23 protein-coding genes are annotated in these 20,724 nt (G+C 69.2%); 12 read left to right on the top strand and 11 right to left on the bottom strand.

The features are described from left to right. Window positions 1–4 precede the first annotated feature (4 nt). The 5 genes from sucD to purH all read left to right on the top strand — a co-directional run bounded on the left by sucD (window position 5) and on the right by purH (window position 6,178). Window positions 5–919 carry a succinate--CoA ligase subunit alpha gene (sucD, locus tag ACWEKS_RS21525; RefSeq protein ID WP_379387303.1) on the top strand — a complete coding sequence of 305 codons (915 nt, stop codon included), beginning with the start codon at window positions 5–7 and terminating at the stop codon, window positions 917–919. Window positions 920–1,211: 292 nt separating this feature from the next. Further along, the gene (locus ACWEKS_RS21530; protein WP_452341726.1) at window positions 1,212–2,207 is read left to right on the top strand and encodes a DUF5336 domain-containing protein; all 996 of its coding nucleotides are present in this window, start codon (window positions 1,212–1,214) and stop codon (window positions 2,205–2,207) included. Window positions 2,208–2,330: 123 nt separating this feature from the next. Then, on the top strand, window positions 2,331–3,869 hold the full coding sequence (locus ACWEKS_RS21535) for a cell division protein PerM (RefSeq protein WP_452341727.1): 1,539 nt from the start codon (window positions 2,331–2,333) through the stop codon (window positions 3,867–3,869). 105 nt (window positions 3,870–3,974) lie between these two features. Next, window positions 3,975–4,607 carry a phosphoribosylglycinamide formyltransferase gene (gene purN / locus ACWEKS_RS21540; protein WP_354836569.1) on the top strand — a complete coding sequence of 211 codons (633 nt, stop codon included), beginning with the start codon at window positions 3,975–3,977 and terminating at the stop codon, window positions 4,605–4,607. After that, entirely contained in the window at window positions 4,604–6,178 is a 1,575-nt protein-coding gene (gene purH, locus ACWEKS_RS21545; RefSeq protein ID WP_452341728.1) for a bifunctional phosphoribosylaminoimidazolecarboxamide formyltransferase/IMP cyclohydrolase, read from the top strand. The genes purN and purH overlap by 4 nt, the downstream gene beginning before the upstream one ends. A 122-nt stretch (window positions 6,179–6,300) precedes the next feature. Here purH and ACWEKS_RS21550 read toward each other — a convergent pair whose 3' ends face one another. Beyond that, window positions 6,301–6,762, bottom strand: a complete 462-nt coding sequence (locus tag ACWEKS_RS21550) for a hypothetical protein (RefSeq protein WP_452341729.1) — start codon at window positions 6,760–6,762, stop codon at window positions 6,301–6,303. A gap of 214 nt (window positions 6,763–6,976) precedes the next feature. Between ACWEKS_RS21550 and ACWEKS_RS21555 the strand changes: the two genes are divergently transcribed. Then, window positions 6,977–7,537 carry a LysM peptidoglycan-binding domain-containing protein gene (locus ACWEKS_RS21555; protein WP_452341730.1) on the top strand — a complete coding sequence of 187 codons (561 nt, stop codon included), beginning with the start codon at window positions 6,977–6,979 and terminating at the stop codon, window positions 7,535–7,537. A 92-nt stretch (window positions 7,538–7,629) separates the two neighbouring features. Here ACWEKS_RS21555 and rpsR read toward each other — a convergent pair whose 3' ends face one another. From rpsR to rpmB, 4 genes are read right to left on the bottom strand one after another with little or no spacing between them, the layout of a single operon-like run. Beyond that, the gene (gene rpsR, locus ACWEKS_RS21560; protein WP_040695439.1) at window positions 7,630–7,884 is read right to left on the bottom strand and encodes a 30S ribosomal protein S18; all 255 of its coding nucleotides are present in this window, start codon (window positions 7,882–7,884) and stop codon (window positions 7,630–7,632) included. 33 nt (window positions 7,885–7,917) lie between these two features. After that, complete coding sequence (gene rpsN / locus ACWEKS_RS21565; protein WP_354836292.1) at window positions 7,918–8,223, bottom strand: 30S ribosomal protein S14; 306 nt, start codon at window positions 8,221–8,223, stop codon at window positions 7,918–7,920. Window position 8,224: 1 nt separating this feature from the next. Then, window positions 8,225–8,395: a 50S ribosomal protein L33 gene (rpmG, locus tag ACWEKS_RS21570; RefSeq protein WP_354836290.1), complete on the bottom strand. Its 171-nt coding sequence runs from the start codon at window positions 8,393–8,395 to the stop codon at window positions 8,225–8,227. Between the two features lie 11 nt (window positions 8,396–8,406). Further along, window positions 8,407–8,643 (bottom strand): 50S ribosomal protein L28, encoded by a 237-nt coding sequence (gene rpmB / locus ACWEKS_RS21575; RefSeq protein WP_354836567.1) that lies wholly within the window; start codon window positions 8,641–8,643, stop codon window positions 8,407–8,409. Between the two features lie 110 nt (window positions 8,644–8,753). Between rpmB and mrf the strand changes: the two genes are divergently transcribed. Genes mrf through rpmF form a run of 3 tightly spaced genes read left to right on the top strand, consistent with a single transcriptional unit; the run spans window position 8,754 to window position 10,508 of the window. Then, window positions 8,754–10,043, top strand: a complete 1,290-nt coding sequence (mrf, locus tag ACWEKS_RS21580; protein ID WP_452341731.1) for a ribosome hibernation factor-recruiting GTPase MRF — start codon at window positions 8,754–8,756, stop codon at window positions 10,041–10,043. 4 nt (window positions 10,044–10,047) lie between these two features. Beyond that, window positions 10,048–10,332: a type B 50S ribosomal protein L31 gene (locus ACWEKS_RS21585; protein WP_354836286.1), complete on the top strand. Its 285-nt coding sequence runs from the start codon at window positions 10,048–10,050 to the stop codon at window positions 10,330–10,332. A gap of 2 nt (window positions 10,333–10,334) precedes the next feature. Then, window positions 10,335–10,508, top strand: coding sequence for a 50S ribosomal protein L32 (rpmF, locus tag ACWEKS_RS21590; RefSeq protein WP_452341732.1), 174 nt, complete (start codon window positions 10,335–10,337; stop codon window positions 10,506–10,508). Between the two features lie 294 nt (window positions 10,509–10,802). Here the strand turns inward: rpmF and ACWEKS_RS21595 are convergent, their stop codons facing one another. Further along, window positions 10,803–11,822 carry a DUF1906 domain-containing protein gene (locus ACWEKS_RS21595; RefSeq protein ID WP_452341733.1) on the bottom strand — a complete coding sequence of 340 codons (1,020 nt, stop codon included), beginning with the start codon at window positions 11,820–11,822 and terminating at the stop codon, window positions 10,803–10,805. A gap of 103 nt (window positions 11,823–11,925) precedes the next feature. On the opposite strand from ACWEKS_RS21595, the gene ACWEKS_RS21600 reads away from it, so the two are divergent. After that, window positions 11,926–12,726 carry a VOC family protein gene (locus tag ACWEKS_RS21600; protein ID WP_452341734.1) on the top strand — a complete coding sequence of 267 codons (801 nt, stop codon included), beginning with the start codon at window positions 11,926–11,928 and terminating at the stop codon, window positions 12,724–12,726. 103 nt (window positions 12,727–12,829) lie between these two features. On the opposite strand, the gene ACWEKS_RS21605 is transcribed toward ACWEKS_RS21600, so the two are convergent. Genes ACWEKS_RS21605 through ACWEKS_RS21625 form a run of 5 tightly spaced genes read right to left on the bottom strand, consistent with a single transcriptional unit; the run spans window position 12,830 to window position 18,146 of the window. Next, a complete protein-coding gene (locus ACWEKS_RS21605; RefSeq protein WP_452341735.1) occupies window positions 12,830–13,663 on the bottom strand; it encodes an MHYT domain-containing protein in 834 nt (277 codons plus the stop codon). Window positions 13,664–13,710: 47 nt separating this feature from the next. Further along, on the bottom strand, window positions 13,711–14,406 hold the full coding sequence (locus tag ACWEKS_RS21610) for a GTP-binding protein (RefSeq protein ID WP_354836276.1): 696 nt from the start codon (window positions 14,404–14,406) through the stop codon (window positions 13,711–13,713). Then, complete coding sequence (locus tag ACWEKS_RS21615) at window positions 14,387–14,764, bottom strand: DUF742 domain-containing protein (protein ID WP_040812792.1); 378 nt, start codon at window positions 14,762–14,764, stop codon at window positions 14,387–14,389. The genes ACWEKS_RS21610 and ACWEKS_RS21615 overlap by 20 nt, the downstream gene beginning before the upstream one ends. An 11-nt stretch (window positions 14,765–14,775) precedes the next feature. Next, window positions 14,776–15,183 (bottom strand): roadblock/LC7 domain-containing protein, encoded by a 408-nt coding sequence (locus ACWEKS_RS21620; protein WP_154789962.1) that lies wholly within the window; start codon window positions 15,181–15,183, stop codon window positions 14,776–14,778. Further along, window positions 15,180–18,146: an ATP-binding protein gene (locus ACWEKS_RS21625; RefSeq protein WP_452341736.1), complete on the bottom strand. Its 2,967-nt coding sequence runs from the start codon at window positions 18,144–18,146 to the stop codon at window positions 15,180–15,182. Before ACWEKS_RS21625 ends, ACWEKS_RS21620 begins: the two co-directional genes overlap by 4 nt. A gap of 330 nt (window positions 18,147–18,476) precedes the next feature. On the opposite strand from ACWEKS_RS21625, the gene ACWEKS_RS21630 reads away from it, so the two are divergent. Together ACWEKS_RS21630 and ACWEKS_RS21635 are read left to right on the top strand one after the other, a co-directional pair. Further along, window positions 18,477–19,166, top strand: a complete 690-nt coding sequence (locus ACWEKS_RS21630) for a response regulator transcription factor (protein WP_354836271.1) — start codon at window positions 18,477–18,479, stop codon at window positions 19,164–19,166. 89 nt (window positions 19,167–19,255) lie between these two features. Further along, entirely contained in the window at window positions 19,256–20,641 is a 1,386-nt protein-coding gene (locus ACWEKS_RS21635) for a HAMP domain-containing sensor histidine kinase (RefSeq protein ID WP_364614579.1), read from the top strand. Window positions 20,642–20,724: the final 83 nt, after the last annotated feature.

The raw sequence follows: 20,724 nt of genomic DNA on the forward strand, positions 1-20,724 counted from the left end.
CAACATGTCTATCTTCCTGAACAAGGACAACAAGGTCATCGTCCAGGGCATCACCGGCGGCGAGGGCACCAAGCACACCGCCCTGATGCTGAAGGCGGGCACCAACGTGGTCGGCGGTGTCAACGCGCGCAAGGCGGGCACCACCGTCAAGCACGTCGACGCCCAGGGCAACGAGGTCGAGCTGCCGGTCTTCGCGACCGTCGCCGAGGCCATGGAGAAGACCGGCGCGGACACCTCCATCGCGTTCGTTCCCCCGGCCTTCTCGAAGGACGCCATCATCGAGGCCATCGACGCGGAGATCCCGCTGCTCGTGGTCATCACCGAGGGCATCCCGGTGCAGGACACCGCCTACGCGTGGGCCTACAACGTGGACAAGGGCAACAAGACCCGCATCATCGGCCCGAACTGCCCCGGCATCATCACCCCGGGTGAGTCGCTGGTCGGCATCACCCCGGCCAACATCACCGGCAAGGGCCCGATCGGCCTGGTCTCCAAGTCCGGCACCCTGACCTACCAGATGATGTACGAGCTGCGGGACTTCGGTTTCTCCACCGCCATCGGCATCGGCGGCGACCCGGTCATCGGCACCACCCACATCGACGCCATCGAGGCGTTCGAGAAGGACCCGGAGACCAAGCTCATCGTCATGATCGGCGAGATCGGCGGCGACGCCGAGGAGCGGGCCGCGGCCTACATCCAGGCCAATGTCAGCAAGCCGGTCGTCGGCTACGTCGCGGGCTTCACCGCGCCGGAGGGCAAGACCATGGGCCACGCCGGCGCCATCGTCTCCGGCTCCGCCGGTACCGCCCAGGCCAAGAAGGACGCCCTCGAGGCCGCGGGCGTGAAGGTCGGCAAGACCCCGTCCGAGACCGCCGCCCTGGCGCGCGAGATCCTGGAGAAGGCGAGCATCAGCGCTTGATGAATGCCTGTGCCCTGTTTCCTGGCGGAAGCAGGGCACAGGGCGAGATCTGATTGGCTGAATACGAAGGCCGCCTGTCGAATTCGACGGGCGGCCTTCGTGATTCGCGGTCCTGTGACGAAACCGGCCCGGGGCGGGGGTTTGCGGGTGCGACGGTCCGGGTAACGCGGTTGTGCACCGCGCCGATTCGGGTATTGCGGTCGAGCCACGGCTGGTGGTAGATGGTGCCCGCTGCCGTCGAGTGCAGTAGCGTCGGTGGAGGTTCGTGAACGACTCGATAGGAGACGACGACATGTCATACCCGACCGGGGGCTCGGGATACAACGCGCCCCAGCCGACGCCCTCCTCCGTACCCGGCTACGGCTCGCAGCCCATGGGCGCCCCTGCTGCCGGGTCGGGCACGTCGCCCGTTGCGGGCAAGGGCCTGCCGTTCTTCCTCGCCGTGGGCGTGGCCGCACTCGGCGTCATCAACTTCCTGCTCGGCTTCGCGCCCTATATCGGCACCAAGGCCGTCGAGATCGGCAACACCCGGGTCGGCGGCGACACCAGCTTCAGCCTGTTCGAGAGCACCGGCTCCGCGGCGCTGGTGACGATCCTGCTGATCGCGGGTCTGCTGGCCGGCCTGTCGCTGCTGCCCAAGCAGAGCGGCAACACCGGCATCGTGGCGGTCGCCTCGTTCGGCGCGTTCCTGGGCATCCTGTTCGGCTCCTTCGACCTCGGCGACAGCGTGACGCTGAAGTGGGGCGGCTGGGTGATCCTGTTCCTGTCGTTCGTGCAGGCCGTGGTGGCCGTGCTGGCGCTGCTGTTCGAGCTCGGCATCGTGAAGGCGCCGGAGCCGAAACCGGCCGCGCCGCAGGGTGGTTACGGTCAGCAGCCGCCGCAGCCGTTCAGCTCCACCGGTCCGCAGTATCAGCAGCAGGCGTTCGGTCAGCAGCCCGGCTACGGTCAGCAGCCGTCGTTCGGTCAGCCGGCGGGGTACGGTCAGCAGCCGCAGCAGCCGTCCTACGGTCAGCCGGCCGGTTACGGTCAGCAGCCCGCGGGCTACGGCACCGGTTCCCAGCCGACCTACGGCCAGCAGCCGCCGTCCTACGGTCAGCAGCCCGCCCAGCCCGGTTACGGCCAGCCGTCGCCGTACGGCACGCCGCAGCAGCCGGCCGGGAGTGCGGACGCGACCCAGCATTTCGGCGCCCAGGCGCAGCGCCCGGCGCAGCCGTTCGGCGGCGAGCAGGCGGCGGATCCGTCGGCGGACGCCACCCGGGCCTTCCGGCCGGGCCAGGACGACAAGTAGTTTCGCCTCCCGTCAGGAGCGGCCTCCGGTATGTGACCGGGGGCCGTTCTCTTTTGCCAGCGCGCCGGTCGTTCCGGCGCGCCTGACCCCACGGTTTCCGAGATGCTGCCACGCTGGATGTCCATGAATGCCCCCAGAACTGCCCTGGCTCGCCTGAGCGATCCCGATCTCCGGGAGCCGCCGCGGCCCCCGGTCCGGCGGCGCGTCGGGGGCGGCGGGGGTTTCGGATCGCTGACCCCGGAACGCGCCCGGGTGCTGATGCTGGTCGCCGCGCGCGCCTCGGCCATCACGCTGCTGGTGATCTTCGGCCTGGTGTACGCCACCCTGTTCGCGGCGGGCAGCGGGATGAGCGGTTCGTCGGGCGCGATCGCCGCGAGCTGGCTTGCGGTGCACCAGGTTCCGCTGGTGATCGGCAAGACCGGGATCGGGCTGTGGCCGCTGCTGCCGACCCTGCTGATGCTGTGGCTGGTGGCGCGGGACAGCGCGCAGGCGGCCGGGCCCGAGTGCGAGACCGCCGAGCTGGGCTGGGTGCTGGGCGCCGCGGTGGGCGGCCCGCTGCTGATCACCGCGGTGTGCCTCGCGGTGGCCGAGGACGCGGCGGCGGTGGTGTCGCTGCAGCCGCCGGACACCCTGGCCGCCTTCGCCTGGGTGCTCGGGCTGAATCTACTGGCGGCGCTCGTGGGCATCGGTGCGCGACGCTGGCGCGACTTCGCCGATCTGCTGCCGATTCCCTTGCCGGACTGGGTGGTTCCCGGTTTCCGGACGGGGCTGCGGGCAGTGGGCCGCCTGCTGCTGGCGGCGACCGCGGTGACCGTGGTGTCGTTCCTGCTGCACTGGTCCCGCCTCGGCGACACCTACCATGCGGCCGGAAACGCGGTCGGCGCACTGGGTTTGACGCTGCTGTCGCTGGCCTACCTGCCGAATGTCGCGGTCGACGCGGTGAGCGTGCTGGCCGGCGGCCAGGTACAGATCGGCCCGGGATCGTTGAGCCTGTTCGCGATTCAGGGCGCGCCGGTACCCGCGGTGCCGGTGGCGGCCGCGGTGCCGTCGGGTCCGGTGGCGGTGTGGTGGCTGGTGCTGCTCCTCGCGCCCGCGGCGATCGGGGTGCTGTCGGGCCTGGAGTGCGGACGCACCTCGCATGATCGGGCGACCGCGCCCTGGGCGACGCTGACCGCCGCCGGGGTGGCGGCCGTCGTGGTGGCGCTGCTGGGTGTGGTGGCCGGGGGCGAGCTGGGCACCTTCGGCCGGATCGCGCCGAACGCGGTGGGCGCGGCGCTGGTGTTCGTCTGGCTGGCCGTCGCCGGATACGTGGGCATGCTGGGCGCCCGGTTCTTCGGCGGCCCGGCCGTGGTGGCCCCGGCGGCCTTCGACGACGCCTATGACGATGACTACGAGGACGACTACTACTACGCGGACGACGACGCCGAGTACGCGGACGACGACTACGACGATGACGAGTACGACGATGACGAGTACGACGACTACGACGAGGATTTCGACGACGAGGGCGGCTGGTACGGCGACGAGGATCTCGACGGCGCCCTCGACGCCGAACTGGTCGACGACCAGGACGAGTACGCCGCCGCGGCCGCTGTGAAATCCACCGACAACCCCGACATCGTCGACGCGGAAGTGGTAGAGGGAGACCTGCCGGACAAGTAGCAAGTGGACGGTCGTTAGGCTTGAGGCGGCGGGTTCGTTTCCGCCGTCCCCATCCCGCTCCGATCGACAGGGAGTAGTGCGCTGACGTCCACGCCCGCCCCGCAGCTGCCGCCGACCGCGCCCGCGAGCGTCGTGGTGCTGGCTTCCGGCACCGGATCCCTGTTGCGTTCGCTGCTGGAAGCGACGCAGCAGCCGGGTTATCCGGCCACTGTGGTCGCCGTCGGGGTGGATCGCGATTGCGCCGCCACCGAGCACGCCGCGGCCTTCGATGTCTCGTCGTTCAAGGTCGCGCTGCGCGATTTCCCGGACCGCGCCGCGTGGGATGTCGCGCTCACCGAGGTGGTCGCCGCCTTCGAACCCGATCTGGTGGTGTCCGCGGGCTTCATGAAGATTCTCGGCCCCGCTTTCATGGACCGTTTCGGCGGTCGCATCATCAATACCCATCCCGCGCTGTTGCCCGCCTTCCCGGGCGCGCACGGGGTGCGGGACGCGCTCGCCTACGGCGTGCGGGTGACCGGTTCCACCGTGCATCTGGTCGACACGGGTGTCGACACCGGGCCGATCCTGGCGCAGGAGGCGGTCACGGTGCTGCCCGATGACGACGAGGACACCCTGCACGAGCGCATCAAGGTCGTGGAGCGCCGGCTGCTGGCGGAGGTCGTCGCCGCTGTCGCTACCCGAGGCATTGTCTCCGATGGACGAAAGGCAGTTATCCCAGATGAGCGAGTTCTCCGGTGAGTGAACGCAAGCCGATCAAGCGGGCCCTCGTAAGCGTCTACGACAAGACCGGTCTGATCGAACTGGCCACCGGTCTGCACAGTGCGGGCGTGGAGCTGGTGTCGACCGGCTCGACCGCCGGCAAGATCGCCGACGCCGGCATTCCGGTCACCAAGGTCGAAGACCTGACCGGTTTCCCGGAGACCCTGGACGGCCGGGTCAAGACGCTGCACCCGCGGGTGCACGCCGGCATCCTGGCCGACACCCGCAAGGAGGAGCACGTCGACCAGCTCGTCGAGCTGGGTGTCGAGGCCTTCCAGCTCGTCGTAGTGAACCTGTACCCGTTCACCCAGACGGTCGCGTCCGGCGCGAGCGTCGACGAGTGCGTCGAGCAGATCGACATCGGCGGGCCGTCCATGGTGCGCGCCGCCGCCAAGAACCACCCGTCGGTCGCGGTCGTGGTGAACACCGGTGACTACGCCGACGTGATCGCCGCCGTGCAGCAGGGCGGTTTCACCCTGGCCGAGCGGACCGCGTTGGCCGCCAAGGCTTTCCAGCACACCGCCACCTACGATGTGGCCGTCGCCAGCTGGATGACCAGTGTGGCGGTCCCGGCCGTCGCGCCGGAACCCGAAGACGCGCAGCAGTTCCCGGAGTGGATCGGCGGCACCTGGCAGCGCGCGGATGTGCTGCGCTACGGCGAGAACCCGCATCAGGCGGCCGCGCTGTACACCAACCAGGGTGGCCCGGTCGGGCTGGCGCAGGCGCAGCAGTTGCACGGCAAGGAGATGTCGTACAACAACTACACCGACGCCGACGCCGCCTGGCGCGCCGCCTACGACTTCGACGAGCCGGCCGTGGCGGTCATCAAGCACGCCAACCCGTGCGGCATCGCGGTCGGCGCGGATATCGCCGAGGCGCACCGCAAGGCGCACGCCACCGACCCGGTCTCCGCGTACGGCGGCGTGATCGCGGCCAACCGCGAGGTCTCCGTGGAGATGGCCGAGCAGGTCGCCGACATCTTCACCGAGGTCATCGTGGCCCCGTCCTACGCCAATGGCGCGGTCGAGGTGTTGCAGCGCAAGAAGAACGTGCGTGTGCTGGTGGCCGAGCCGGCCCAGCGCAAGGGTGCGGAGCTGCGTCCGGTCAGTGGCGGTGTGCTGCTGCAGGAGCGCGACATCCTCGACGCCGCGGGTGACAGCGCCGCCAACTGGACGCTGGCCGCGGGTGAGGCCGCCGACGAGGCCACCCTGCGCGATCTCGAATTCGCCTGGCGCGCGTGCCGCGCCGTGAAGTCCAACGCCATCCTGCTGGCCGATGACGGCGCGGCCGTCGGCGTCGGCATGGGTCAGGTCAACCGGGTCGACTCCTGCAAGCTGGCGGTGGAGCGGGCCGGTGACCGCGCCAAGGGTTCGGTGGCGGCCTCGGACGCGTTCTTCCCGTTCTCGGACGGCCCGCAGATCCTGGTGGCCGCCGGCGTGCGCGCCATCGTGCATCCGGGTGGTTCGATCCGTGACAAGGACACCATCGAGCTGTGCCGTGAGGCCGGAGTGACCTTGTACCTGACCGGTTCCCGGCACTTCGCGCACTGAGGATGCGCCCTGCTGACGCGAGTCGTGCAGCGGGGCAACAACATCGGGGCAGGGGCCCGGATCGCACATCGATCCGGGCCCCTGTCGCGTGCATGGACCGCCTCCGCCGCAGCGCCGGGAAACTAGGTGGCGCTGAGGACTTTTCGATCACCCAGCGGGGACTTCAGCTGGATTTCGAGGGTGCCGAAGACGGCGATCATGGTGCACATCTTGCCGACCGCGTCGGGCAGGGTGCCGGACTTCAGGTCGACGGTGACGGTCGAGGAGGTTTCGGTGACGGTGGCGTTCACGCCGTAGCACTCGGGGGAGCCGGTCTGGAAGTTGACCGCGATCCGGTCGGGTGCGACCCGGGTCCAGCTGTCGAACGAAATGCCGTGTGGGCTCACGATACTCGGATCCGCCGTGAAAGCCCGTCCGATCTGCCCGTTGGGCGCCTCGGTGGGCGTGGTCTTGGTGCTGGTCGCGGCGGCGCCGGTCTTCGATTGGTCGCCGTTGCTCTCCGTGCTTCCGCACGCCGTGATGGTGAGCCCGATCAGAGTGGCTGCGGCGGCAGCGATCAGGCGGCGTCCCCGTGTCCCGTACATGGCTGACACCCTAGTGTCCGCGACCGCACGGCAGGCGCGCGCGCCGGTTTCGGCCCCCTGGCGAATTTCTGGCGAAGACACGCCGAAATCTTCGCAGAACCGGCGCGTAACCGTGCGGTGACCGGCGCGCGATCGGTAGTGTCGTGACCGATGTGCGAATGCAGTTCCGCGCCATCGGCTTATCTCATGATCCCCCCTCCCGAAAGGACGCACCGTGGGCGACTCGTTGAAGGTCGGCGAAGAACTCGGTCGTGGAGAGGCGCTGCAAGGCGGTGCCTACACCCTGACTCTGCAAGATGATGGCAACCTGGTGCTGTCCGAACCGAGCGGCAATGTCGTGTGGGCCACCGGCACCAACGGCCAGGGCGTCGTCCGGGCCACCCTGCAAGACGACGGCAACTTCGTTCTCTACAAGGAGGACGGCGCCGCCTGGTCCACCGAGACCAATGGCAAGAACGTGGACCGTCTGGTCGTCCAGCCCGACCGCAATGTGGTGCTGTATGGCCCCGAAGGCGCCGTCTGGTCGTCGGGCACCAACACCGACAACCCGCTCCCCGCACCGGAGCCGGTCCAGGCCCAGCCCGCCGCGGTCGTCGAGGACGTGCCCCCGCCGCCGCCCGCCGCCCAGACCTACACCGTCGAGCCGGGTGACACCCTGTGGGCCATCGCCGAGCGCTTCTACGGCGACGGCAACCGCTACCAGGAGATCGCCAACGCCAGCGGCATCGACAACCCCGACCTCATCCAGCCCGGCCAGGTGCTGACCATCCCGTAATCGGCGCTCCGCCAAGGATTTCGGGATCAAAGAAAGAGGCTCCGATGCGAAAGCATCGGAGCCTCTTTTCTTTTCGTCGTTTCAGGCGATCGCTAGCGGCTCGTGAAGGGGAGCAGCGCCATCTCGCGGGCGTTCTTGACCGCGACGGCGACCTGGCGCTGCTGCTGCGGGGTCAGCCCCGTCACACGGCGGCTGCGGATCTTGCCACGGTCGGAGATGAACGTGCGGAGCAGGTTCACATCCTTGTAGTCGACGGTCTCGACGCCGGCGGCGATGAGGGGATTCTTCTTCGGGCGACGGGCCTGCTCGGCACGGACCTTCTTCGACGGTGCTCGCTTCACTGCCATGTCAGCGGTTCCTCACTCACGAATCGTGGATGCTTACCAGCTCGATTTGTGCACACCGGGCAGCTCTCCTCGATGGGCCATCGCGCGAACGCGCACACGCGAGAGACCGAACTTGCGGAGATGACCACGCGGGCGTCCGTCCGCGGCGTCCCGATTGCGCAATCGTACCGGACTGGCATCCCGCGGCAGCTTCTGCAGGGCGGCCTGAGCGGCCGCCCGTTCGGTGTCGCTGCTCGCCGGTTTGCGGATGATCTCCTTCAATTCCGCGCGCCGCTGCGCCCACCGTGCCACGACGAGTTTGCGCGCTTCGTTCTTGGCGATCTTCGATTTCTTGGCCACGTCACCGGTCCTCACGGAAGTCGACGTGCCTGCGGGCGACCGGGTCGTACTTCTTCAGGATCATCCGGTCGGGATCGTTGCGCCGGTTCTTGCGGGTGACGTAGGTGTAGCCGGTCCCGGCCGTGGACTTCAGCTTGACGACGGGCCGGATGTCGGTCGATTTCGATGCCATTGTTCTCCCTTTCAGATCTTCTCGCCGCGGGCACGCAGCCGGGCTACCACTGCCTCGATGCCGTCGCGGTCGATGGTCTTGATGCCCTTGGTGGAGACGGTCAGCGTGATGCGCCGGTCCTCGCTGGGCAGGTAGTAGGTCTTGCGCTGGATATTGGGGTCCCAGCGCCGGTTGGTCCGCTTGTGCGAGTGCGATACGGACTTGCCGAAGCCCGGCTTGCGGCCGGTGACCTGGCAGATGGCCGACATGGGCACCCCTTCCAGTGGTAGATGTACATGACAATCGTTTTCGACAACGAATCTATTCCACGGTACCCTCGGTCCTCGGTAATTGAAAATCATTGTCGAAAGGGGGACCGGTGCCGTCCCAACGCAAGCCCGTGCTCGTCCTCGCGGGACTCCCCGGGCGCGCCGCCGAGGGTGTCGAGCAGGCCGCCCGCCTGCTGGGCGGGAAGCCCGGAACGGTCGTGGTCCGGCACGACCTGAGCGAGCTACGCCAGGGCGTGGTGCGGCGCATCGTCCGCATCGACGGCCGGGAGACCACGACCGTGCTGGAACTCGCGCACGGCTGCGTCTCCTGCACCTTGCGCGCCGACCTGCTGCCCTACCTGTGCCTGCTGGCCGAGCGGGATTCGGTGCGGCGCATCGTGCTCGCGCTGGATCCGGCCTTCGAGGCGGAGGCGGTGTGCCAGGCCATCGCCGACGTGACGGTGACCGGCGTGGTCGGCCGGGTCGACGGCCCGGCCGGGCGCAGCGTGCGCGTCGACACCGTCCTCACCTGTGTCGACGCCCGCGACTGGCTGGCCGACGCCATCGGCGACGAGACGCTGTCCGAGCGCGGCCACGCCACCGCGGAGGACGAGCGCACGGTGGCGCAGCTGGCCGTCGGCCAGGTCGAATTCGCCGATGCCCTGGTGGTTTTCGACGGCGACGCCGATCTGCTGGACCGCGAGCGCACCGCCGCAGTGCTGGCCCGGCTGGCCCCGCGCGCCCCGGTCGCCTGGATGGCCGGGCCGCCCGCCCTGGGTGCCGACGACCTGACCTGGCTGCTGCGCCGGGTACCCGCGGACGCGCGCCGCGGCGCACCCTTCGATCCGCACGCCCCGCTGCTGGCCGGCGGTCCGCCGCTGGAGCCGGATTGCGGTGTGGCACTGGTGGAATTCGCCACCGACCGCCCCTTTCACCCCGATCGGCTGCACTCGGCCATCGACGTGCTGCTGGACGGCGTGGTGAGTGCCCGGGGCCGGGTGTGGCTGGCCACCCAGCCGGACGAGGTGGTGTGGCTGGAGTCGGCGGGCGGCGGGCTGCGGGTCGGCGGCGCCGGGAAGTGGCTGGCGGCCATGGCATCCGGGGAACTGGACGAGGTGGATCCGGAGCGGCGCGCGCTGGCCTCGCTGCGCTGGCACGAGCACTTCGGCGACCGCCACACCTCGCTGGTGATCCTGGTCGCCGACGCCGATCCCGAGGAGGTCCGCCACGCGCTGCACTGGGCGCTGGTGGACGAGGACGAACTGCGGCAGGTGCGCTTCGCGCCCGAACGGGTCGCGCTGTGGGCGGACCCGTTCGGCGATCAGCACGAAGAGCCATGTGACACAACCCGATCCGTGCCCAGCGCCGGGGACGGCGCCACGCGCAACAACGAAAGGTGAAGTGATGAAACAGGGAATTCACCCCGACTACCATCCGGTGGTCTTCCAGGACGTGAGCACCGGAAAGTGCTTCCTGACCCGTTCCACCGCGGTGTCCACTCGCACCATCGAGTGGGAGGACGGCAATACCTACCCGCTGCTGGTGGTCGATGTGACCTCGGATTCGCATCCGTTCTGGACCGGGAATCAGCGTGTGCTCGACACCGCGGGCCGCGTGGAGAAGTTCGAGCGCCGCTACGGCAAACGCGTTCGCGGCAATCGCAATTCGACCAGGGATGAGGAGAACTGACCATGGCCGTTCCGAAGGGCAGAATGTCGCGGGCCAATACCCGCAGCCGGCGCTCGCAGTGGAAGGCGACTCCGCCGGATCTGATTCCGGTCGAGGTCGGGGGAGTGGTGTACCGGGTGCCGCGCCGGCTCGCGCGGGCGGTGGAGCGCGGCCTGATCGGACGATCCGGACAATAGCCCCGAAGTTGCTGTCCCACCGGGCATCTGCTCGGGTGTTGCCCCTACCGCGCTCGGTCGTCCGAATGTGGCGTGGGTGCGAAAAAGTTTCCCCGAAGTTGTGAACTCGTAGCCTGGCGACGGTATTCTCGTGCCTTGAGGGCGGGTTCTTCTGATCACAGAAGAACCCGCTCATCGCCACTTCAGGGCCGGTTCAGGCTCGCTTTCACGCCAGTTCACGCACTGTTCCGCAATAACATGCGGTCCGGTCGGTCGCCGGCCGTATGCTGGAATAAATCCGACAAATCGGCCAAATCAACTGTCGGATACCACTTTCGGCTGCTGCTCCGCCGGAGCTTGTTCCGCGGCGGCCGGATGGTCGTTCGGGCCGGTGCCCCAGCCGGGCAGCGGCACTCCGGGCAGCAACTGCTCGAGCTTTGCCAGCTGATCGGCGATCGCCGTGGCCGGACCCTCCACCAGCGAGAAGGGGAACGGCCAGCGATGCTGACCCGACAGCCGCGCCACCTCGTCCTTGAGCTCGGCCGTCGTGGTCTCCAGATCGCTGATCTCGGTGCGCAGTTCGTCGATCTGCGCGAGTGCCGCCGCCAGCCCGTCCACCACCGTCCGGTCGCGGCCCTGGGCATCGGTGCCCAGCTGCGGCCAGCCCTGCAGACCGGGACCGCGCAGCTGAGTCTGGATGTCGCGCAACACCTCGTCCTGTTCGGGAGTCAAGTCGGGTTCCTCCGTTTCCACATCCCACTGGCCGAAGTCGGCTCGGTCGGTTTGGTTCACATCGCATTGCACGCCGTCGACCGTGACCTGCTCGCCGGTCTGATAGAGGGCGATACGCGGATCGATATTCCCCCCGGACCAGGCCACCGTCTGCCACGCCCAGGTCGCGGTCCCGCTGTCCAGCGCCCGGCTCACCGGCCAATATCCGCCGTAGATCCCGACATTCGCGCGTCCGATGACGCTGGCCGCGCCGTCCAGGTAGGCGTCGATGGGCACCTGCTGCTGCGGGGTGGCGTCGAAATCGGCGGAGAAGTAGATGGGCCGGTCGGCCCGGCCCCCGCACCGCAGCACCTGGGCCAGTGCGGCACGCGCATCGGTGACGCCCGCGCCGTAGCCGTCGAGCATGCGGGCGGCGGTGGTCTCCCAGTTGGAGACGATGGAAATGCCCTGTGCGCGCAGGCCGTCCGCCTCGGCGGGAGTGAGGAGCTTGCCCGGCAGGGTGGGCCCGCCGTCGGACAGGTAGCGGATGACGAAGTCGTATCCGGCCGCCCTGATGGCACTCGGTGCGGGACGACCTGCGGCGTAGTCCAGCCCGAAACGCATGGTTCCCACTGTAATTCGGCGGACACGCCGACTGTGCCGGATTGCGGTGGTTGACTGGTCGGCTATGAGCGAAAGTCGCGGAGAGGCGGAAAGGTGATGACCGATGCCGATACGCAATGAGGCCTGGCCCCCGGGAACACCGTGCTGGGTCGACTGTCAGGTCGACGATCCGGCGAAGGCCGGTGAATTCTACGCCGCGCTCTTCGGCTGGGACATGCAAGGCGGCGGCGAGGACGCCGGGGGATACCTCATGGCCCTGCGCGACGGACACGCGGTGGCGGGCATCGGGCCCAAGCCGGAGGCCGGGGTGCCGTCGGTGTGGACCACGTACCTCGCGGTCGCCGACGCCGACAAGGCCGCCGAGCAGGTGACCGCGGCGGGCGGCAGCCTGCTGGTGCCGGCCTTCGACGTGCTGGAGTCCGGCCGCATGTTCGTGGCCGCCGACGCCTCCGGCGCGCCCTTCGCGGTCTGGCAGGCCCGCGCGCACGACGGCGCGGCGGTGTACAACGAACACGGCGCCTACGTCTGGAACGACCTGCACACCGGCGATTTCGCCGCCGCCAAGGCCTTCTACGGCGAGGTCTTCGGCTTCACCTTCACCGAATTCGACGACGAGGCCATGCGCTACGCCACCTTCACCCCGCCCGGCGGGACCGAGTCGGTCGGCGGCATCAACGACGACAGCGTCAACGGCGTGGCCGCCGCCCAGCCCTACTGGCTGACCTGGTTCCAGTTCGAGGGCATCGACTCCGGCCTCACCCGGGCCGTGGAGCTGGGCGCGACCGTGCTCATGTCCGCCACCGACGGACCCTTCGGCCGGATGGCCATCATGGCCGCGCCGCAGGGTGAACTGTTCGGCCTGCTCGATCCCGCCACCGCCGAGCCGCCCGCGGCCGCAGGCTGATCCGGAGACGAGTCGAGCCGGGTCGATCGGCATCGACCCGGCCCGAGACCCACTCGCGCGTCACGCGCTCCGAGAAGGAACGGTCGCGCCGCGAAAACAACGTTCAGCGCACCGATTCCGGCCGCCGCGGACCCTGCTGCGCCGTGGCCTGCTGCGAGGCCGCCTGCAGCGAAGTGCCGTGCGCAGCCTGCGGATTCGCGGTCCTCATCGGGGTCCGCGCCGCACGCCGGTCCGGGGCGACCAGAATGGCCGTGATCGGAATCGCCAGCGACAGCGTGCCGATGATGAAGGTCGGCACGAAGAAGTTGAACAGCACGTTGCCGTGCGGAGTGGCCGCGGCCGGGTCCACGTGCACCTCGAGCCCGGTCAGCCCGGCATAGTGCATGCCGATCACCAGGATCGCGTACAGCACCGCGCCGGCCAGCACCATCGGCACCGAGGCGACCCACAGGCTGAACCACAGCATCAGCGCCGAGAGCACGAAGGCGATCACGTACACCGCCACCGAGGACACCAGGCTGCGATCGACGCTGCCCTGAATCCGGATGGCGCCCAGCAGCAGCTGGTGGACGTCACCGAAACCGAAGGCCATCACGGCCGCCGCCACCAGCAGCCGCCACCAGACCAGCCGCCGCCCGTTGATGAGCAGCGCGGCGAACACGGTGGCCGCCGACAGCACCGAGAACAGGGTGATGGACACGTTGTCGTAGCGCAGCTGGCTGCCCCGCACGTCGAAGCCGAGCATCGACACGAAGACCGGCATGGCGACACCGACGCCGCCGATGGACACCGCCGCCACGAACAGCCACACGATCCGGAACCGCTGGGTCACCGACTTGGTGGACTGGCGAATGCAGGCCAGACCGCACGCCGCGCCCGCGAACGACACGATCAAGGCCAGCGCCAGCACCCAGTAGCCCATGGAGAAGTAGATCATCCCGACACCTCTGTCTTCGTCTGCTGCGACCCTGGACGCGCGAACCGCTAACCGTGCTGCGCGGTTTCGCGCTGTGCGGCCGTCAGCCGTTCGATCGCGTACTCGGTGACGGCGGCCAGTGCCCGGCGCACCTCGGCCGGGTCGCGCGCGTCGATGTCCACGATCGGCACGCCCTCGCGCACGCTGAGCGCCTCACGGAGCTCGGTGACCGGGAAGCGCGGCGCGTCCGGGAAGCGGTTGACCGCGATCAGGAACGGCAGCGACTTGGCCTCGAAGAAGTCCACGGCCGCGAAGCTGTCCTCGATGCGGCGGGTGTCGACCAGCACCACCGCGCCGATGGCGCCGCGGATCAGGTCGTCCCACATGAACCAGAACCGCCGCTGCCCGGGCGTGCCGAACAGGTACAGCACCAGGTTGCCGGGCAGGATGATGCGGCCGAAATCCATGGCCACCGTGGTGGTTTCCTTGCCCGGCGTGGCGGCGAGGTCGTCGACCCCGTCGGAGTAGCCGGTCACCATGGCCTCGGTGCGCAGCGGCACGATCTCCGAGACCGCGCCCACGAAGGTCGTCTTGCCGGCGCCGAAACCGCCGGCTACGACGATCTTGGTCGACGCCGTGCGGGACTCCTCACCCGGTCGTGGCGGGTACTGCAGCGCCAGGTTCGGGAACTGCCCGGTTGTGTACCCGGGGGCCCCGTGCGGGCCACCGGGGTAGCCTCCGCCGTCATAGGGCGCGGAGTCCATGCAGTGTCCTCTCCATTAGTGACCGGCGCTCGTCGAAGGTCGCCTGATCGCTCAAAGTCGAATGCACACGCAGGGTTCCGGCGACGACGAGATCGCCGATCACGACCCGCACCATACCCAGTGGGCGGCCCAGATGGGCCGCGATCTCGGCAACCGAGAGCCGCGCCGTACCGAGTCGCAGGATCTCGGTGCGCACGTCACCGGCCGGCCAGTCGAAATGGGCGGTGTAGGACAGGGTTTCGACGACCGCCTCGAGCGGTAGCTCCACCGCCGGCTCGGTGCGGCCGGAGGTCAGTGCGTAGGGACGAACACGTGTGGTCGGTGGCCGATTACCGCCGCCGCCAAGGGGATTGGTCATGCGCAGCTCATCTAGGCAGTGCGGGCGGTGGCCGAGACCACGGACCCGACCCGGTCGACCAGTAGGGCCATTTCGTAGCCGATGCGGCCGATGTCGTGCTGCTTGTTGGCCAGCACCGCCAGGTGCGAGCCATTGCCGACACTCATGACCAGCAGGTAGCCGCGCTGCATCTCGACGATGGACTGCATCACCTTGCCGCCCTCGAAAAGCTGTGCGGCCCCGGCGGACAGGCTGGCCAGACCCGCGGTCACCGCGGCCAGCTGCTCACCGCGGTCGGCCGGCAGGTGCGGGCTGGTGGCCTGCAGCAGACCGTCCGCGGAGACCAGGACGGCGTGCGAGACGCCCGGTACCTCCCGGGTGAAGCGGGTGACCAGCCAGTTCAGATTCTCATCGGTGGTGGTGCGCTGGGTGTCGGTCATGCATGCCCTCCGTCGTTGTACTGGGAGTCGGCCCGCCCGGAGCGGACGCCGCTGAGATGCCTGGAGAGGCTGTCGCGGATCTCGTCCGGATTGCGGCCGCTGCCGTCGTCCTCCTGGGCGACGGCACCGGGCACCAGCTGGGCGCCGGGTCGCCGAATCGGCAGGCCGCCCTCGGTGCGACTGGTTGTGGTCGGATTGGCCGCCTCTTCGGCCGCGGCCCAGCCGCTGTCCGAAGTCGACGACCATGCAGCGCCGTCCTGGTTCCCGTCGGCCGGTTCCACCAGCCACTCGGACACCATGCGCTGATAGATCGGGGTCGGGGCCGCGCCGACCGGCCGCAGGCCGGGCGGGGGAGCGACCGGCCGCGCGGCGGCGGGTGCGGCCTCGTCGCCGCGAACAATGGTGTCGGCGTTGCCGTTCGTGCTCCCGCTGCCGTTCGTGCTGCCGTTGGTGTCGGCGGCCGGGATCGTGGGCCGATCGTTGTCGCCGAAGGCGCTGTACCCGTTGCCGAAGTAGCTGCCGGTGTCGGGCCCGTTCGGATTCCAGCCCCGCGCCGGCTCCGTGATCTGCGGCTCGGGGGTGGGCGCGACGGTCTCGGGCACCCAGACGGACTCGGGGGCCGGCTCCGGCTCGAGCGTGCGCGCCTCGCCCCAGTAGTGCATCGGCGCGGGACTCTGCTGCGGCGCAGCCGGTTCCGGCCGCAGCGCGGACACGCTGTAGGCGCGCGCGTCCTCGGGTTCGGTGAAGGCGTCGGTGAAGCCGTCGGAGAACCGGTCCTGCACCTGCGCCGGCTGCGGCGCCTCGGTGAACGTGGGAACGATCGGGTGCTCACCGGTGTCGGGGCCCGGCTTGCGCTGCGGCAGGCCGGAACTGGTGAAACGCGCGGTGGTGGCCGCGGCGGGCTCGGGCAGGTTCGGCACCGGGGTCAGCCGCGGCGGGGCTTGCACGGGCTGCGGGCCCGTGATCGGGCCCGAGGACGCCGGAATCGGGGCGGACGGTACCGGAATCGGCCCGGACGGCATCGCGATCGGGCCGGAGACCAGGGCCGCCGGGGGCACCGGCAACGGGGAGGCGACGGGGTACTGACCGGTGGGGTCGCCGACGCGCTCCGGCGCGGGCGAGACCAGGCTGCCCGGCAGGTGCACGCTGCCGGTGATGCCCGGCTGCTGCACCATGGCGGAGGTGCGGCGCAGGCTGACGGTGATGTTGTGCCGCTTGGCCAGGCGGCCGACGACGAAAAGACCCATGCGGCGGGCGGTCTCGACATTGACCTCGCCACCGGAGGCCAGGCGGTCGTTGATGCCCTGCAGGTCCTCGGCGTTCATCCCGAGGCCGCGGTCGGTGATCTCGATCAGGTAGCCGCCGTCCACGGCCCGCGCCACCGATACCGCCACCGGGGTGGTGGGCGGGGAGTAGCGCAGCGCGTTGTCGATCAGCTCGGCCAGCAGGTGCTCGATGTCGACGGCGGGCTCACCGGCGACGATGCCGTCGGGCACGGTGCCGATCTCCACGCGCTGGTAGTCCTCCACCTGGGAGACCGAGGACCACAGCATGTCCGACAGCGGCACCGGCGCGAGATGGCCACGGCGCAGCGCGGTTCCGGCCAGCACCAGCAGGTTGTCGCCGTTGCGGCGCATGCGGGTGGCGAGGTGGTCGAGGCGGAACAGCGATTGCAGGCGCTCGGAGTCGTCCTCGTCGCGTTCGAGCTCCTCGATCAGCGACAGCTGCTGCTCCACGAGGGATTGGCTGCGGCGCGAGAGGGTTTCGAACATGTTGCCGATCTGCAGGCGCAGTCGCGCCTGTTCGGCGGCCAGGTGGAGGGCCTGGGAGTGGATGTCGTCGACGGCTCGGGCCAGCTGCCCGATCTCCTCGGTGGTGTGCACGTCGACCGGCGAGATCTCCGGGGTCGCGCCGCCGGCGCGCACCACCTCGAGTTCCTGCGGCAGGTCGATGTGGGCCACCTGCAAGGCGTCTCGCCGCAGGCGGCGGACCGGGACGACCAGCGAGCGGGCCACCACCAGCGCCAGCGCGAGACCGGCCAGCAGCATGCCGATCACGATGGAGGTGTCGCGCAGCACGTTGTTGCGCGCCTCGGTGGTGAGCGCGGCCAGCTTGGAGTCCATCGAGTTCGCGACCGTGGACACTTCCTTCTCGTAGGCGTCGGCACTGCCGCGCAACGAGTCCTGCATGGCCGGCAGGCTGCCCGGATCGGGCACGTTCTGCATCAGGATGCCGACACGCGCGCCGGCATTGTCCTTCAGCGTGTTCGCGTTCTGCGCCGCGTCCGGCGCCATGCCGCGATACACCTCGATCATGGTGATCTCGGCGCCGATGGCGGTGAGCAGCTTGGTCCGCAGCGCCGGATTGGAACCCGCCCCGGGCGCGGCGAGCATGATCCGCTCCTGGGTGAGCATGCGGGAGGCGGTCTCGGCGGCACCGAACTGCAGGAAGGACTGCTGCACCCGGAGGTCGCCGACGGTGGGCGCGCCCGCGAGCGCGTTCTGCGCCCGGGTCTGCACCTCGTCGACCTGATCTCCGATGGTCTGCGGGGAGCTGGTGCGCAGGCTGTTGCGCATGGTCTTGGCGACGGCGATGGAGGCGCCGAGTTCCTTGGTGACACCCGGATCGGCGTTGGAGGACTTGAGGACTGTTTCGAGTTCCGCCTCGGCCTGATCGAACTTGGCCGTGGCGGCGTCGAGGTCGGGGTCGACGTCCTGATTGCCGCCGATGATCGCGGCGACCGCGAGTTCGTTGCTGGTGACGAGGAATTTGATCGTGGGGCGGAGCACGTCCATCTGCTCGCTCGCCGCGCTCAGTTTCGAAATGGTCTGCAATTCGCTGTTGATGCGCAGCACCGCGAAGGTCGCGGCGAGGAGCACCGGGAGCACCAGCACGATCCCGACCTTGCGGGTAACGGGCCAGTTGGACAGGCTGAATTGCCAGGACCGGGGTGCTGCTTCCATCCCGCTTCCGTCGCCTCCGCTTCACGATTGACCCTCGGGTACGTATGCGGTTGTACGGCTTTGGGGTCGAACCCGCGCGGAACCAACTAAGGGTCTTCTTTTACGGCCTGCAACATACCGCGTGAGCTGTCCAACGGCAATTCGTAGGACTTTGAGGTTTAGTTCCCGAATGCGGCCTTCCTGCAACGGGTTTCGCGCGAATTTGGGTGACACCGCAACCACTTGGCGTCGGCCCGCCGTGAAACGCGCAGGTCATCTGCCTCACTCGTCCGGCGTGTCGAAGGGGACCTTCTCAGTCACCTCTCAGTCGCTGTGGGCAGACTGGTTGCCATGCGCATTCTGGTAGTCGACGACGACCGCGCGGTCCGGGAATCGCTGCGTCGCTCGCTGACCTTCAACGGGTACACCGTCGACCTCGCGGTCGACGGTCTGGACGCCTTGGAGAAGACCGCCAGTCAGCGACCCGACGCCCTCGTCCTGGACGTCATGATGCCCCGGCTCGACGGGCTCGAGGTGTGCCGCCGGCTCCGCAGCACCGGCGACGATCTGCCGATTCTGGTACTCACGGCACGGGATTCGGTTTCCGAACGCGTCGCCGGACTGGACGCCGGCGCCGACGACTACCTACCCAAGCCCTTCGCCCTGGAGGAACTGCTGGCCCGGCTGCGCGCGCTGCTGCGCCGCACCGCCGGCGATCCGGCCGACGCCTTCTCGGAGGCCATGGCCTTCGCCGACCTGTCGCTGGATCCGGTCACCCGCGAGGTCACCCGTGGAGAACGCCAGATCAGCCTGACCCGCACCGAGTTCTCGCTGCTGGAAATGCTGATGGCCAACCCCCGTCGTGTGCTCACCCGCAGTCGCATTCTGGAGGAGGTGTGGGGCTACGACTTCCCCACCTCCGGCAATGCGCTCGAGGTGTACATCGGCTATCTGCGCCGCAAGACCGAGGCCGACGGTGAACCGCGTCTCATCCATACCGTGCGCGGCGTCGGCTATGTGCTGCGCGAGACCCCGCCGTAGGAGCCGTGCTCGTGGGAAGAACCGTTCCCCGGCGGCCGGTGGTCGCCGGACTCGGGTCGCGTCCGGAGTCGGCCGAACTGCGGCCGCCCATGCCGCTGACCCGGTCGGTCTCGCTGCGCTGGCGGGTCACGCTGCTGGCCGCCTCCGTGGTGGCCGTCGCGGTCGCCTTCACCTCCATCGCCGCCTACGCCATGGTGGCGCGCTCGCTGTACGCGGACGTGGATTCGCAACTGCGGGCGCGGGCTTCGGTGATGATCGACAACAACCTCGACAGCCTCGGTTTCCAGTCGCTGGTGTTCGCCGGGCTGTACTCCAGCGATGTCGGCGTCGCCCTGGTCTTCCCGGATCAGTCGCAATACGTGCCCCCGCAGACCACGCTTCCGCCGATCGGCAATCAGGAGCGCGCGGTGGCCCGCGGCGAGATCAGCTTCTCGCTGCGCACCGTCGAGGATCAGCGAGTGCTGGCGCGGCGCACCCACTCCGGATCCACCCTGGTCGTCTCGCAGCGGCTGCAGCCCACCAAGGAGGTGCTGGACCGGCTGGCCTGGCTGCTGTTCGTGGTCGGCGGCTGCGGGGTCATCGTGGCCGCGGCGGCCGGAACCACCGTGGGCCGCACCGGCTTGCGGCCCATCGCCCGGCTCACCGCCGCCACCGAGCGCATCGCCCGCACCGACGACCTCACCCCCATCCCGGTCACCGGCGACGACGAACTCGCCCGGCTCACCGACAGTTTCAACACCATGCTGCGGGCCCTGGGCGAATCCCGGGAACGGCAGCGCCGATTGGTCGCCGACGCCGGTCATGAGCTGAAGACGCCACTGACCTCTTTGCGCACCAATATGGAACTGCTCATCGCCTCCTCCCGGCCGGGCGCGCCCCGCATCCCCGACGAGGACATGGCCGAACTGCGCTCCGACGTGATGGCCCAGATCGAGGAGTTGTCCACGCTGGTCGGCGATCTGGTCGACCTGGCCCGCGAGGACGCGCCCGAGACCGTCTACGAGCAGATCGACCTCGGCGACGTGGCCGAGCGGGCGCTGGAACGAGTCCGGCGGCGGCGCACCGGAATCGAATTCGACGCCGAGCTGCGCCCCTGGTTCATCTACGGCGACGAACCGGGACTGGAACGCGCACTGCTCAATGTGCTCGACAATGCGGCCAAATGGAGCCCCGAGGGCGCCAAGGTCTTCGTCGCCATGCGCGAGAGCGGACGCGGGCTGCTGGAGTTCGCCGTCGACGACGCCGGGCCCGGCATTCCGCCGGCCGAGCGGGAACTGGTGTTCGAACGCTTCTACCGGACCACCGCCTCGCGCTCCATGCCCGGCTCCGGACTCGGGCTGGCCATCGTCAAGCAGGTGGTGACCAAACACGGTGGCACCATCAACATCGATACTTCCGACCGCGGCGGCGCTTTGATCCGTATCGTGCTGCCTGGAGAAGGCGCACCGCCGCTGCCCGACTCGGCGCCGGACTGAGCGCCGGAAAGCTCGGCGAAAAGCAAGCACGGTCTCAGTCCACTCTCAGTCGTTACCGCCAGGCTTGGCGACGAGACTCGAGG

The sequence above is a fragment of the Nocardia sp. NPDC004711 genome, from assembly GCF_053601595.1.

Coding starts and splice junctions, on each gene's coding strand:
- sucD (WP_379387303.1), top strand. CDS start 5: ATGTCTATCTTCCTGAACAAGGACAACAAGGTCATCGTCCAGGGCATC.
- ACWEKS_RS21530 (WP_452341726.1), top strand. CDS start 1,212: ATGTCATACCCGACCGGGGGCTCGGGATACAACGCGCCCCAGCCGACG.
- ACWEKS_RS21535 (WP_452341727.1), top strand. CDS start 2,331: ATGAATGCCCCCAGAACTGCCCTGGCTCGCCTGAGCGATCCCGATCTC.
- ACWEKS_RS21550 (WP_452341729.1), bottom strand. CDS start 6,762: ATGTACGGGACACGGGGACGCCGCCTGATCGCTGCCGCCGCAGCCACT.
- rpsR (WP_040695439.1), bottom strand. CDS start 7,884: ATGGCAGTGAAGCGAGCACCGTCGAAGAAGGTCCGTGCCGAGCAGGCC.
- rpmG (WP_354836290.1), bottom strand. CDS start 8,395: ATGGCATCGAAATCGACCGACATCCGGCCCGTCGTCAAGCTGAAGTCC.
- rpmB (WP_354836567.1), bottom strand. CDS start 8,643: ATGTCGGCCATCTGCCAGGTCACCGGCCGCAAGCCGGGCTTCGGCAAG.
- ACWEKS_RS21585 (WP_354836286.1), top strand. CDS start 10,048: ATGAAACAGGGAATTCACCCCGACTACCATCCGGTGGTCTTCCAGGAC.
- rpmF (WP_452341732.1), top strand. CDS start 10,335: ATGGCCGTTCCGAAGGGCAGAATGTCGCGGGCCAATACCCGCAGCCGG.
- ACWEKS_RS21595 (WP_452341733.1), bottom strand. CDS start 11,822: ATGCGTTTCGGGCTGGACTACGCCGCAGGTCGTCCCGCACCGAGTGCC.
- ACWEKS_RS21600 (WP_452341734.1), top strand. CDS start 11,926: ATGCCGATACGCAATGAGGCCTGGCCCCCGGGAACACCGTGCTGGGTC.
- ACWEKS_RS21605 (WP_452341735.1), bottom strand. CDS start 13,663: ATGATCTACTTCTCCATGGGCTACTGGGTGCTGGCGCTGGCCTTGATC.
- ACWEKS_RS21610 (WP_354836276.1), bottom strand. CDS start 14,406: ATGGACTCCGCGCCCTATGACGGCGGAGGCTACCCCGGTGGCCCGCAC.
- ACWEKS_RS21615 (WP_040812792.1), bottom strand. CDS start 14,764: ATGACCAATCCCCTTGGCGGCGGCGGTAATCGGCCACCGACCACACGT.
- ACWEKS_RS21620 (WP_154789962.1), bottom strand. CDS start 15,183: ATGACCGACACCCAGCGCACCACCACCGATGAGAATCTGAACTGGCTG.
- ACWEKS_RS21625 (WP_452341736.1), bottom strand. CDS start 18,146: ATGGAAGCAGCACCCCGGTCCTGGCAATTCAGCCTGTCCAACTGGCCC.
- ACWEKS_RS21630 (WP_354836271.1), top strand. CDS start 18,477: ATGCGCATTCTGGTAGTCGACGACGACCGCGCGGTCCGGGAATCGCTG.
- ACWEKS_RS21635 (WP_364614579.1), top strand. CDS start 19,256: ATGCCGCTGACCCGGTCGGTCTCGCTGCGCTGGCGGGTCACGCTGCTG.